Genomic DNA, 14477 nt, shown 5'->3' on the forward strand with positions numbered 1-14477 from the left:
CATTATGTTAAGACGATCATTATTGGGCCTTTTTATGGGCCTGACTGCCAGCCTTTGGGGGCAGGTAGATACCACAGACGCTCCTTTAGATGACAATAGCGCCACGCAAATCCAGATTGAAAACTTGGTGGATGATGCGGATGCGCAAGAATTTGATTTTGATACGGAATTTGAAAACCTCGAAATCTATCAACGCAACCCTTTAGACATCAATAAGGCGAGCCGGGAGGAGCTACAGGCCCTCAATTTACTGTCGGCCATTCAGATTCAGGCCTTGATTAACTACCGCAATCGCTTTGGCCAAATTTTTTCGCTCTATGAACTACAGGGCGTGCCCACTTTTGACCAAAGTAGCATTGCCAAGATTCTGCCCTTTGTCAGTCTAGAAGCTACTAAGGAAATGGAGGCTTTTAGCTTTAAACGGGCCTTTAAATATAAGCGACAGCAAGTCTTTATGCGCTATCAGCGAAATATAGAGGAGCAAGCTGGCTTTTTGCCTCAGGATGGGGAAGATCCCGACTTTTTGGGGAGCCCCGATAAACTTTATTTGCGCTATCGCCTGACCTACAAGGACCGTTTGAGTATGGGCCTGACTTTAGAAAAGGATGCAGGCGAAGAATGGCTGACGCCTTTTAGTCAGAAAAATCAGACGAAATTACCCGATTATTTTTCGGCCCATTTCTTTATCAAAGATTATAATAAATGGGTCAAAGCCATTGCCTTAGGCGATTATCAGGTCTATTTTGGGCAGGGGCTCACCAGTTGGAGTGGCTTTGGTACCCGAAAAGGGGCGGCTGTGCTCAACATTAAGCGCTTGTCCAATAAAATCCGCCCCTATAGCTCGGTCAATGAGGCTTTGTTTATGCGGGGCGGGGCGGCCACGATTGGCGGCAGCAAATGGGAGGCGACGGTCTTTGGCTCACACCGTTTTAGAGATGGCAATATCTCTTTGGTCCAAACCGATAGCCTAGATGATTCTTTTGAGGTTTTAGAGGTTTCTTCTTTGCAATTGAGTGGCCTGCACCGAACCGAAAACGAATTGGAGGACAAAAATAGCTTGCAGCAAATTACCACCGGGGCCAATATGACCTATAAGGCCAATACTTGGCGAATTGGCGCAAATGTAGTCTATAACCGCCTTAGCGACTCTTTGGTCCGCACGCCCCGCCTTTATCAAAAGTATGCCTTTAATGGGCAGTCGCTGCTCAATGCTAGCCTAGATTATAATCTGGCTTATAGAAACTTACAGTTTTTTGGCGAAACGGCGGTTAGTGATAATGGCGGTTTGGCAACTATCAACGGCCTGACGGCGGCCCTAGATGAAAAAGTGAGCATGGCCCTGATTTATCGGAATTATGCCAAAAACTACCAAACCCTAACGGGCAATGCCTTTGGCGAGTCTGCGGGAACCAATAACGAAAAGGGCCTATATATGGGCCTGAATGCCAACTTGGGCCGTGGCCTGAGCTTTAGCGGCTATTTTGACCTCTTCGTTTTTCCTTGGCTGCGCTCCAATATTGACGCGCCCTCCAAGGGACATGAGTATTTTGTTCGCCTAGATTATCAACCTGCTTACCGCTGGAACCTCTATTTTCAGTATCGCTTTGAGCAAAAAGAAGGCAACCGCTCTGATAATGCCACGCCTTACGATTATCTGATCAACAAAAAGCGGCAAAATGCCCGCATTCATTTTCGCTATCGCCTGAGCCGAGAGTGGGAAATCCGCAGCCGAGCCGAGCTATCCTTCTATGAGGACCATGAGTTCAGTAAGGGATTTATGATGTACCAAGACTTGGTTTGGTCGGCCCGTTTTGCCCCCCTCAAGGTCCAAACTCGATTTGCCATTTTTGCCACCGAGGATTATGACACCCGCATCTATGCCTACGAAAATGATGTGCTTTATGCCTTTTCGGTGCCCGCTTATTATGGCCGTGGCAGCCGATTCTACATCAATACGAGCTATAAATTTAATCGAAATCTAACGCTTTGGGTCCGCTATGCACAAACCTATTGGGCCGATCGCGATGAGATTAGCTCGGGCCAAAATCTAATTTTAGGCAATACTCGCTCAGAACTAAAAGTGCAGCTCCGCCTGAAGTTCTAAGCCATTTTGCCCCATTTTTTAAGCAGCAGTTCAGTTTGGGACTGCTGTTTTTTTTGGGGCCTCCCGCCTTCGGCGGGCGGGCCCTTTCAGGGCTCGCAGGTCTGCTCGGCCCTGCGGGCTCATTTCATTTCGCCCTAGGTCTGCCGCTAGGCGGCCCCCTTTCAGGCCCCTAGGCCGACGGGCCTTCGGCCCTTTTTACTGTAGGTTGGAACCTACAGCAAGAACGGTATTGCTTCGCAAACATCTATAAATGAGGGTGGAAACCCTCATAAAATTAACTTCTAGGCCATTCTTTGATAAAAACCTTAAGCTGTTTTTGCAAAATAGGTCTTGAGTAGCTGAAGTACGAAGAAATAAAAAAAGGCCCCTAAGGGCCTTTTTTTATTTCTTCTGATTGGGATAAACATGTCGTTCTGCATGATAAGAAGAGCGGACGAGAGGCCCACTTTCTACAAAGTCGAAGCCTTTTTCTAGGCCGACTTGCTCATATTCTGCAAAGAGGTCGGGATGGATATACTCGGCCACTTCGATATGCATTTTGGTGGGTTGCAGGTATTGGCCAATAGTGAGGACATCGCAGCCATGTTCGAGCAGGTCGTCCATGATTTTGAAGACATCTTCTTTGCTTTCGCCTAGGCCGACCATAATGCCGGTTTTGGTCCGTTTGCCATAGTCTTTGATGCGTTGGATTTGCTCCAAACTGCGTTTGTACTTTCCTTGGGGACGTACTTTGCGGTAGAGCGATTCTACGGTTTCCATATTATGAGAAACCACCTCTTGGCCGGCAGAAATCATGGTTTCTAGGGCCTCCCAATTGGCGCGCACATCGGGGATGAGGGTTTCGATGGTGGTTTGGGGCGATTGTTCTTTAATGGCCCTTACGGTTTGATGCCAAATAGCAGCGCCTCGGTCCTTGAGTTCATCTCGGTTGACGGAAGTGAGGACCGCATGTTTGACCTGCATGAGGCGGACGGCCTCGGCCACTCTTTGGGGTTCATCCTCGTCATATTCTGGTGGGCGGCCCGTGGCTACGGCACAGAAAGAACAAGAGCGGGTACAGACATTGCCCAAAATCATGAAGGTAGCGGTACCTTCACCCCAGCATTCGCCCATATTGGGGCAGTGGCCACTTTGGCAAATGGTATGCAGTTTATATTGGTCCACTAAATCACGGACCTTTCTATAATTCTCGCCGATGGGGAGTTTCACCCGAAGCCAATCTGGCTTTTTGCGGCGTTCTTTTTTAGATTCAACGATTGGAAGTTCGAACATACAGCAAGTTTTATTTTGAGAACAGCAGAAATTGGCTTCTGTTCGGTTAGCTGATGGAAAAGAATGGGGGCAAAATTACTGTTTTTTGCCCAAAAGCCGAGGAATTTGGTCCAATTAAGTTCAGTTGGGCTGCGCCGAAGGCGCAGTGCGGCGCAGCCGCAAATTGGCCTAGCGATGTGCAGGGGGGCGGCGTAGCCGCAGACCCAGGCGCTTTGCGCCGCAGGGCCGAGCGAATAGCGAGCCCCGGAACGACAACAAGCCCTTTAGGGCGCAGTTCGACGAGCGAAGGGAGTAACCGCCGCAGCTTTGCTGCGGAGGCCCCAAAACATTTGCGAGCCCCAGAACGACAACAAGCCCTTTAGGGGGGCTTCGACGACCGAAGGGAGTAACCGCCGCAGCGGAGGCCCCAAATTACCAGCGTTTACCTAGATAAAAGTGGATGAAAATATTGTCAAAAAGGCGTTCGTCGGGTTGTTCGAGCATAATGGGCATTTCTTGGAAAAAATAATCGGCGGAGAGGCCAATTTCTAGGGCTTTGGCGACCTCATCGCTGGGGCCAAAATCAAAGTAGAGGCTGCCTTGGAGGTAGAGGCCCGTACGGCCTTGGAGCTCGTCCCAGCCGAGAGAAGAGCTAGATGCGCCATTAATATCTAGGGGATCTAAAAACTTATAGCGATTATCTTCGGAATAGGGTTCGGAGCGGATAATCACGCCATCATTGCTCGTTCTGTAGATGAGGTCCAGATAATAGGGTTTGAGCAGACCGAGATTGAGGCCGGCGCTATAGCTCCAAGCGAGGGCAAGATTTTGCTTGCGGGTTCTGGGCGATAGGAAAAAGCGTTGGCCAGCGCCTAGGCGGAGGCTGTAAAGGCTATTTTGTTTACCAAAAGTGTATCGGCTTTGGCCGCTATTGCTGATAGAAATATTGTTATCATTGTCCATCACCCGCTCTTTGGGGTGCTTGATATAGGCAAATTGGGCCTGGCCTAAAAGGGCGCGTTTGGGCTGATAAAAATAGCTGTAGGTCCCGCCTAACATATAGCCTTGGCTGTGTAGGCCGCCCCCAACAACCACCTCATGTTGATGACTGGGGCTATTGTCATTTTGGGCAAAAGTAGAGAAAGCGCCAAGGAGGCAAAAAAGGTAGAGGATAAATTTCATAGGCGGTGGAGGTTTGAGGGGGCTAAATGTATTAAAAACGTAAAAATTAGCGCATTTGTTTCGCTTTTGCAGCCCTAGGCCTGAGGCTATAGCGGATAAACGAGCTTTTCTTGCTAGAGGACTGGCAAAGCTACTAATTTTCCTTAAATTTGGGTTTCGCAAAACTTTCAGCAAAAAGCATGTCTAAAGCCAAGAAAAAAAAGAAGTCGGGAGGACAAATCTCCATGAATTTTTATAAAGACGAGCGCTGGCCCAAAATGATTGGGTTATTTCTCATCTTTATATCACTTTATTTACTGATTGCCTTCACTTCTTATCTGTTTACCTGGAAACAAGATTGGGACAAAGCCTATTGGGCCATCCTGCTTCGTCCACAAGAGATGAGCAACTGGCTCGGGCGTTTGGGGGCGGTGCTTTCGCATAGCTTCTTTTATTGGGGCTTTGGGATTTCCTCCTATGTTTTTGTGGGCTTGTTTTATAAAACGGGCTACAATTTGGTGATGGGCGAGGGGATTCGTTCTATGCTCAAAATTTACCGTCGGGGCTTGGTCAGTATGGTTTGGACCAGCTGTTTGCTGCAATTTATTTTTCAGTCGGCTAGCTCTCAGTTTCCTTGGGGCGGAAGTTTTGGTGCCCTGATTATTGGCTCGCTCTCTTCTTTTGTCGGGACGGCCGGCATTGTGGGCATGTTGATTTTTATTGCCCTAATTATTTTGGTCTGGCTACGCAACCCCAACTTTCAGGAATGGACCCCGCAGTTTTTTATGTCGAGCTTGGCCCCAAAAACAGTGCTGCGCAGCCTAAGCAGAGTGTTCAATAATTTTCTTAAGGGAGAAAGCCCCTTTCAGGCCGAACAGCTGCCCAAAAATCAGCCTAAACCCAAAGATGTAAAGGCTGCAGGCGATAAAAACGAAAGCCTCAAAGAAAAAGAAGAACCCAAAACGCTTCGCCCCCGAACGCAAGAAGAGCGAGAAGCCGAATTGCCCAAGCATACCGAAGATCAACGCCTGCGGGCCGAGGGACTTGTGGTAGAAGAAGCCCAACCCGAAAAGAAAAGCAAGAGCAAAGAATTGGAAGAACGAGTGAAGGGCCTCACTGAAAACCAACTCGAACTCAACCTAGAGGCCAAAAAGAAAGAACAGGCCGAATCGGATGGAGAACTGGATGTAGAGCTTTTGTCTGATCAAGACAAATTGGCCCAAGATGTAGCCATCGCCGAGGAAAACTCCGACCATATTGAGCCCTATGATCCCACCCTAGAGCTGCCCCGATACGAAAGCCCCGTTTTGGATTTGCTAGAAAGCTATGAGGACCAAAAACCCGTTATCGATCGGGCCGAACTAGAGGCGAATAAGGACCAAATTATTGAGACCTTACTCAACTATAAAATCGAAATCGTTAAAATTAAGGCGACCATCGGGCCCACCGTCACCCTCTATGAAATTGTGCCCGCCCCAGGGGTGCGCATTTCTAAAATTAAGAACTTAGAGGATGATATTGCCCTGAGCTTGGCCGCTTTGGGGATTCGGATTATTGCCCCTATTCCTGGCCGTGGAACGATCGGTATTGAGGTGCCTAACCGCAATAAGCAGATTGTTTCTCTCAAAGAGGTCTTGGCCTCGCCCAAATTTAAAAATGCCAAAATGGACCTGCCCATTGCCTTGGGTAAATCCATCTCTAATGAGGTTTTTGTGGCCGATTTGGCCAAAATGCCTCACTTGCTGATCGCAGGGGCCACGGGCCAAGGTAAATCGGTGGGGATTAACACCATCATTGCCAGCCTGCTGTATAAAAAACATCCCTCGCAGCTCAAACTCATTCTGATTGACCCCAAAAAGGTAGAACTCTCTCCCTATAATGCCATCGCTGCGCACTTTTTGGGCTATCTGCCCGGCGAAGAAGAGGCCATTGTGACCGAAACTGCTCAGGTGATTCAAACCCTCTACTCCCTAACCGTAGAGATGGATGAACGCTATAATTTGCTCAAAAAAGCAAGGGTGCGTAACCTCAATGAGTATAACGCTAAGTTTGTGGCCCGCCGCCTCAATCCCGAAAAAGGCCACCGCTTTTTGCCCTTTATCGTTTTGGTCATTGATGAATTTGCCGACCTCATCATGACGGCGGGCAAAGAGGTCGAGCTGCCCATTGGCCGCCTCGCACAGCTGGCCCGAGCCGTGGGCATTCACCTGATTATTGCCACACAGCGCCCTTCAGTAAATATTATTACGGGGGTCATTAAAGCCAACTTTCCCGCCCGTTTGGCCTTTAAGGTGGCCTCAAAAATTGACTCCAGAACGATTCTGGACGCTGGCGGAGCCGAGCAACTCATCGGCCGAGGAGATATGCTGCTTTCTTCGGGCTCTACCTTGCTTCGCCTCCAATGTGCCTTTGTCGATACCCCCGAAGTGGAGCGAATTATTGACCATATTGCCGAGCAACCCGGCTATCCAGAACCCTATTATCTGCCCACTTATGGCGAGGAGGGCGGTAGCGGTGGCGATCAGCTTAGCCAGGTGCTGCACGATTTGGATGAGTATTTTGAGGATGCGGCTCGCTTGGTCGTCATCAATCAATCGGGCTCTACTTCCATGATCCAAAGACGCCTCAAATTGGGCTACAATCGCGCCGGCCGCATTATGGACCAACTAGAACATACTGGCATCGTGGGGCCCAACCAAGGCTCCAAAGCCCGAGATGTCCTCTTTATGGATGAAATCGAATTGGAGGAATACCTCAAACATCTCCGAGACCAAAAAAATAAGTTGAGCTTTAAATAAAGAAAAGCCCAGTACGCTAAGTATTGGGCTTTTTTATGCTGTTTTGGGGCCTCCGCTGCGGCTTCGCCTTGCGGCGCTACGTTTCAGGGCTCGCAGGTCTGCTCGGCCCTTCGTTTTTCGCTACGCTCAAAACTCGGTCGGGCCTGCGGCCCCCCTTTCACATCGCTAGGCCAAGGCGCTTCGCGCCTTTCTGGACCAACTTAGGCTTCCTGCTTTCTTCTTCTTTTGATCCAAAGAAAACCACCGCCCAATAAAAGAACTCCCGCAGCGCCTAGGCCATAAGCCCAAAAGGAAGAAGGACTGCTAATGGGCTGGCTATCGCCAATCAAAATATAAGGCGACCACAAAAAAGGATGCGAGGTCTCATGATTACCCGCCGCCAAAAACATGGTTTTGGCTTTTTGTAGGGCTTGGTCTTTGGGCATGCCCTGCTTGAGGTTGTAGTAAAAGTTTTCTACCAAAGCCGAGGTCGCTTGGTCATTTACCGACCAAAGAGTAGTGAAAATACTTTTGGCTCCAGCATAAGAAAAACTCCGAGCTAAAGAAATACTGCCCTCGCCTTCATTGAGCTCTCCCAGAGCTGTTTCGCAGGCAGAAAGGACCACCAAATTGGCTTTGAGCTGCATATTATAAATATCGCTCACATACAAAAACTCATTTTCTATGCTATCGGAAATTTCGGTAAAGGCCAAAAGCGAGAAATCTGGATCTTGGTCGTTGGCCATACCATGGGTGGCAAAGTGAATGATTTTATAGTCTTCGCCCAAGGCCTTAAACTTATCTTCAGTTGCTTCTTGGCCCATGAAAATATCGCCTTCTCCCCAAATTTCACGGACTCGTTCCACCTCTCTTTTATTATAAGTGAGTGGAGAAAGCGCAAAGCGTCGACCCCGCACAAAAGAAGCCGCTCCTTGCCCAAATTCGGGTGCAAAAGCCAAAAGCTCTTTGCTTGCCTTAGGGCCTTTGCGCTCTTTCATTTCCTGCCAGAGCGTGGCCGAGTAGTTGTAGCTAATGGCGTGTTTCTGGACCAAATAAGGGTGCGTCTGATAATTTGTGGGCTGATCTACTTCAGCGGTAATCATAGGCTCAAAGGGTAAGGTAGCCAAAGCGCCAGCGGGCACAATAATGAGTCGTTCGGGCAGTTCGCCTAGGGGCGCAATAAGGTCCTGATAAAAAGCCAACCCTTGCTCATAAAAAGCCTTTGCATCTGCTTTGTAGCTTTCCTCTGTTTTTTTACCTAGGCCCAAATAATGCCCATAAATGCTATTGCGGTAGCTTTTGATGCGTTTTCTTAGCCCGTTCCGGCTAATTTTATGGCGTTTTAGCTGGATTTGGTCCTTTTGGATACCAAAGCTATAAGTATATTCCTCCCCAACAAAAAACTCTAGCAGTCCTTGGTTTTGGGCCAAGGCCGCTTGGCAGCTCTTTAGGTCGCGGATAGGCAACTCATACTGCATTTGATAGTAGGCCGGATAATCTTCTTGCAACTCTTTTTGAAAGTTACTAAAGGCGGTTTCTTGGGCCAGCAGTTCTTTTTCTAAATTTTGGGCGGCTTGCTCTTTGCTTCGTCCCGCCTGTTTATACTGAAAAATATCCTGCTTGAGAGTAGTGATTTTTTGGCGGAAGCCCTCCTCTTTCTCCAGCAGTTGCAGGGGCAAGCCCGCTTCTTGTCTGGCTTTTGCTGCCTGAAAAGACTGTAAGAGCAAAAAGCTTTTGGCCCGCTCTGAGTAGTAAAAAGCCTTTTCTAGGTATTTAGGGTCTTCTTGGCCCAAAATGTAGCAGGCATTGAGCGCATATTTATAGTCTACTACTAAGAACGTAGACCAAGACATCTGCCCTCCAGATTCATTAATCTGTTTACGTATTTCATCTACTACAGCATCATAGACCTCCATAAGGGCCAAGCTTTTTAGCAAAAGGGCTTTGTCTTTTTCTTGGGCGTATTGCTCTTGGTAGAAGCCTATTTTTTTGGCCACAACAGAGGAAAGCAAATCGAGACGACTAACTTGATTTACCCAACTTTTGGAAATATTTTCTTCTACTTCTGCATCTTCTTTTAAGAGCATGCGGCCTGCCTTGTCTAGCAGCTGTTGGGTTTTTTCCCAATTTTTTTGATGTGCAGCTAATTTAGCAAGAGTAGTAAATAAGTTCTTTTTACTGAACTTGGTAAGTTGAGGAGACTCTATTAGTTGGTTAATCTCCTGTTCTATTTTTTGAGAGGAAAGAGCAGCATTCTGATTATGGCTACTAAAAAAAGCCGCCATAGTTAAATACTTATAGTATTGGTAAGGAGTTAGGCTACTTTTATCTATCTCTTTAAAAAACTTAAGCGCTTTTTTTATATAAGTTTTATCAGGTTTGTCTACATAGGCTAGCCTATAAAACTCCATAACTTTGAGCTTAGACATTATGCTATTTGCTTCATCCTGTCCATTTTCATAAAATGCAAGGGCTTTTTTTTCTGTTAGGGCCGCTTGAAGCATTCCCTTATAGTTAGTCGCTTGTTCATAAATAGCATTAGCTTTTTTGGTATAGAAGAAAGCTTGCAGGCGTTGATTACTTGCTTTTTGATCTAGGTTTTTAAGTTTAGGTTCTATAGCATTTAGTAATTGGAGGCTCTCCTTATAGCGTAAGGAGAGGGTTAAGTTATTGGCTAGCTCAATTTGAATACGATAAGTAATAGTCTCGTCTACTTTATTTTGTTTAGCAAGGGCTAAGCTTTTTGCCAATTTTTTATTGGCTCTTTGGTAAGCATTGACGCTATTGTAAACGACTCCTAGGTTAAAAAAATCTCGAAAGAGTTCGGGATCATTGGGGTTGGCTTTTTCTCTTAGTGCGAGGGCCGTTTCTAGAGCGGGAGTGGCATCAATCAAGTTATCTTCATAGTAGTAGGTATAGCCTAGGTACTTATGAAGTAGGGCCATGCCTTGGCCCTGCATACCGAGCATTTCTTGGCCTTCTTGAATGGCATTTTCTAGCAATTTTCGGCTATTGGCATAGCCTAAATCATTCATTTGGCCCTTAATCCATTCGGCTTGGGCTTGTAGATATTGATCGGCTTGGCCTTGGGCCTTAAATTTTTGGGCAGCTTGTTGGTAAAGGGCTTGGGCTGCGGCTGGGCTTTCAGCCGTTTGGGCCTGTTCTAAATACTCTTCGGCGGTTTGGGCCAGCAGAAGATGGGGCAAGAGAAAGGGGAGGAGGTAAAGGCTTTTTTTTAGCATAGTTAGGGGGAGTTTTTTGGGGTGTGGGGCCGCAGCAAGAAGCTTAGCTTTTGCTCTGCCGTTGAGCGGCCTAGCGCTGTGTAGGGGTGGCCCGCAGGGCCAGACCGAGCCGCCAGAGGCGGCGAAGGGCCGAGCAGACCTGCGAGCCCCGAAACATAGCGCCGACGAGCGCAGCGAGGCGGAGGCCCCAAAAAGTAAATAGAAAAACCTACTGCTTGATCCATTTTTGAACCTGCAGGCGATCATTTTGACGAGATTCGATCAGGTACATACCAGCGGGTAAGGCCGAGAGATCTAGGGTTTGGCTAGTTTGAAGCTCTAGTTGCTGCCAAACTTTGCCGTCTAGGCTCAGAATGCGAAGCGTGAGCGGACCATTTAGGCTTTGCAAGCGAATTTGGCCTTGGCTAGGGTTAGGAGAAAGCCAGAGCAGGCGCTCCTCTTCCTGGGCAGAATCATAGATGCGCTCTTGGCTCAAAACATAGTTGTCTGAGCAAGTTTGACGATCAATGGTATTGTACAGAATTTGGCGAGCGTCTTGGTAATTGAGGCGACCTCCAGAGCTAAGCTTTAGGCTATCATCCGATTGCAATTTTGTGGCGGCCAACAAGAGGGCATTGCGTACTGCACAAGCCGAAGCATCGGGAAACTCATCAAAAAGTTGGGCGGCTGCACGTGCTACCTGAGGAGCGGCAAAAGAGGTCCCTGACTGGCTTTGCATAGTCGTTTGACCGGGAACAAAGGCATCTAGCTGCCCATCGGCAGCCAAATCAATGTGCATAGCGCCATAATTGGAGTAGCTGGCCAAGAAATCGGGGTTGTTGGGGTTGAGAGAAGCCACGGCCAAAACATTGTCGTTAAAGCTTTCTTGAGGGTCCTCCTGCCAAGGCGAATTAGAGGGCCAGTGCTTTTGGTTGGCTGTATTATAGCCATCGTTTCCAGCAGAAGTGACCAAAAGCAAATGCTCTTTACTGCCTGCATATTTAATCGTGTTTTCTAGCAAAATACAAGGCTCTCCATAATAGCCCCAGCTTGCATTGACCACGCGGATGCGGGCGGTATCGCCAGACGGAAGAACATCGGCATAATCGCTGGCTTGGCGAAGCGCACAAGCGGCTTCAAACACAGAGCCTGCTCCTGTTCCATCAGTATACTTATAAGGCACAATGGCAATATCATCATTACTGCTGCTATTGGGCAGGATGTTGGGGCTAGAAAAACCACCTAAAACAGAGGCTACAGCGGTTCCATGTCCGTGGTCGTCATAAACATTGCCGTTGCGGTCTAGGTAGTTCCAACCCCAGCCATTATCTATTTCACAATCGTCATCATCATCGATGCCGTTGTTATCATTATCTTCAGTATTGACCCAGATGCGTTCTTGCAAAGAACTATTATTATAGTCAATACCCGCATCAATCATCCCAATTAGAACAGGATTATTGTTGGGGTGGCTGGGCGCAAAGTTGGGTGCAGCAGCACTGCCATTACCACCTGGACCGAGGAGTTGGTAATTGGGGTCGGCACTGAGGAGTTCTGCTTGGCCTCTACCCGTGTTTACAGTACCTCTTGTCCCTGTTCCTACAGTTTCCACCAAGGCCTGATTAGAGGTATCGCTAATTTCCCAAAGCTCAATAGAACCACAAACACAAGAATCAAGAAGGCTAACGCCTAGCTCTTCTCTAAGGGCCAGTTTTGTTTCTGCCGAAACGGTATCTTGAAATTGCACCAGCATTTGCTGGCAGTTAATAGGAGCGCCCAAGCTATCAAAACAGTTGCCCACAATTAGGCGTTTGGGCCGGCTAACAAAGCTCTTGAGCGGAAAAGAATCATGACGCACCTCGGCAAAGTATTTCCAGACAGAATGCGCCGCCGAATCCAGTGGTCCCACTCTCAAAATATGAGGATGATCAATATCTGGCCCAGCCAAAAAGCCTGTATCTGTGGCCGTAACAGGGAAAATGGTATTATCAAAACCCTGTGGCGTGCCATCAGAGGCTAAGCCGCCTAGGCTTTCTACAGTTAGCCCCTTCATTCTAAACCAACGAACAGTATTTACCCAATCGGGGTCAAAGCCTACATTGGTGGGCAAATAGACATATTTGCCAATGCCTCTCCGACGAACACCGCCCACTCCAGCACTATCAATACCCACTCCATAGGTAAAAGCAGCCAAGGTATCAAAAGGAAGACCCGCGCCAGCTCCACTATTCCAATAAGGCGGAATATAATGACTAACTGGGCCAGTAACTCCCGCAGGAAGGTTGTTGTATACTGTAAACTGTGGGGTATTTACCGCCCGAACTAAGGTAAAGAAGTCATCAAAGTGAAAGCGATTGCCATCTATACCAATGCGCTTCAAGTTGCTAAAGTTACGAGCATTGCCAGAGGTGGTTTGTAGCTTTCTAAAGTTACAATTAGATATGTCTAAGGTATTTAAAGGGGCGTTGACGTCCTGGGCCGTTAGAAAATCTTCTAAGGGAAAAACACCAACTAGTCCAGGATTGCCAGAAAGGTCCAAAACCTCCATAAATTCAGCGGTATTATCTGGAAAACTACTGAGCGGCCCATAAAATAAGTTGTTATTTAAGCGCAACTCCTCAATTTCTCGATACTTATCCAAGAAGTTGTTGTCCAAACGACAAAGAATAGTATTATGAGACAAATCTAGATACTCCAAGTGATTAACGCCATTCTGCAAAGGATAAACACTATCCAACTCATTATGCGAAAGGTTGATGTATATCGCAGTCGCTTGGTCAATCAGCTTATCCAAATTTGCCGTGCCATCAAAGTTGTTGTGCGAAAGGTCCAAATGAAGGTCGTAAGGCGTAAAGTTGGGCGTCGGGTCCGGAAAAGGATAAGTGGTTCCCATTACCGCATTCATCGCAGAACTGGCCTCCAAACGTCTCAAAGGACAGTTTTCTAGCAGCTCCTCAATATGAGCGCTTGTGGTCATCGCATTATTACTAATGTCAAGCAAATCCAAAGCGGTCGCATTGGAGGTATTGATAATGCCCGCAAAGGCATTGTCCTTGGCCTTTAAGACCTCCAAACTACTCATAGCCGAAGCCATATCTAGCTGCCCCTGAAATCCATTTCCACTAATATCTAATACTCTAAGGTTTTGAGAACCAGCTGGATAAAAGTAAAAGAAGGGGGCGGGCGTGCCAAAGGCATTGCGGCTGTATAGCTCTTCTAATCCCGATTGTCCCGAAAAATTGACACTATAAAAACTAGTATCATAGAATAACATATTATTACTAATATCAACTACTCTGAGTGCTTGCTGCCCTCCCTGAAACATAGGAACAGGAAAAGACCCTAACAAACCACAACTATCCAAGTAAATCTCTTCCAAAAAGAAAAAATCAGCTAAAGAATAGCTCGTGACAGGCATAGATAAAGGCAATCCACTTAAATCAATACGAATGACATTCCCTGAGGCATCCGTATCTACCCCATACCAATTAGAGGCGGGGTTGCTAGGCGTCCAAACTTCTGTGCTCGCCAAATTAGGCAGAGAATTCCAACTGTTAGCAATAGGTACGTTTTGGGCATCTAAGCCACCAAATTTTTGAGCAAATTCTAGTAGCTCTACAGAATCTATAGTACTAATTTGCGCTTGCCCCAAAAAAGGCAGCAACATAAAGAGAAGGATGAAGGGGTAGGGGTATTTCAACATAGTTTCAGTTAGTTTAGGGTAATTTTGGCAAATGCAAAAAGCGCAGTCACAAAAATAGGGCAGGATTAGCAGTTTAGCGCAATTTATTTTATTTAACGTAAGTCAATGCCTATTTATAAGTTACTCCTGCTATTATTTTATTTTCTATCTGATGAGGTTTGGGGCTGCCCCGGCCTTTGGCCGGGTCGGGCTGTGCCGCAGCTCGCTATTCGCTCGGCCCTGCGCCGCCTGCGGCGGCTAGGTCTGGCCTTCGGCCACTA

General features: G+C 47.3%; 6 protein-coding genes. 2 read left to right on the top strand and 4 right to left on the bottom strand.

Going from position 1 to position 14477, the window contains the following annotated elements; genetic code table 11:
- The first annotated feature begins 4 nt into the window (after positions 1 to 4).
- Positions 5 to 2104 carry a ComEA family DNA-binding protein gene (locus tag OP864_RS11945; protein ID WP_270098403.1) on the top strand — a complete coding sequence of 700 codons (2100 nt, stop codon included), beginning with the start codon at positions 5 to 7 and terminating at the stop codon, positions 2102 to 2104.
- A 381-nt stretch (positions 2105 to 2485) separates the two neighbouring features.
- Here OP864_RS11945 and lipA read toward each other — a convergent pair whose 3' ends face one another.
- Both lipA and OP864_RS11955 read right to left on the bottom strand, forming a co-directional pair.
- A complete protein-coding gene (lipA, locus tag OP864_RS11950) occupies positions 2486 to 3376 on the bottom strand; it encodes a lipoyl synthase (protein ID WP_002657330.1) in 891 nt (296 codons plus the stop codon).
- 411 nt (positions 3377 to 3787) lie between these two features.
- A complete protein-coding gene (locus OP864_RS11955; protein ID WP_270098404.1) occupies positions 3788 to 4537 on the bottom strand; it encodes a hypothetical protein in 750 nt (249 codons plus the stop codon).
- Positions 4538 to 4716: 179 nt separating this feature from the next.
- Here OP864_RS11955 and OP864_RS11960 point away from each other — a divergent pair, with 179 nt between their 5' ends.
- On the top strand, positions 4717 to 7314 hold the full coding sequence (locus tag OP864_RS11960) for an FtsK/SpoIIIE family DNA translocase (RefSeq protein WP_270098405.1): 2598 nt from the start codon (positions 4717 to 4719) through the stop codon (positions 7312 to 7314).
- A gap of 200 nt (positions 7315 to 7514) precedes the next feature.
- Here the strand turns inward: OP864_RS11960 and OP864_RS11965 are convergent, their stop codons facing one another.
- Both OP864_RS11965 and OP864_RS11970 read right to left on the bottom strand, forming a co-directional pair.
- On the bottom strand, positions 7515 to 10535 hold the full coding sequence (locus OP864_RS11965; protein ID WP_270098406.1) for a CHAT domain-containing protein: 3021 nt from the start codon (positions 10533 to 10535) through the stop codon (positions 7515 to 7517).
- Between the two features lie 208 nt (positions 10536 to 10743).
- Entirely contained in the window at positions 10744 to 14217 is a 3474-nt protein-coding gene (locus OP864_RS11970; protein WP_270098408.1) for a S8 family serine peptidase, read from the bottom strand.
- Positions 14218 to 14477 lie beyond the last annotated feature (260 nt).

The sequence above is a fragment of the Saprospira grandis genome, from assembly GCF_027594745.1.
GTDB lineage: Bacteria > Bacteroidota > Bacteroidia > Chitinophagales > Saprospiraceae > Saprospira > Saprospira grandis.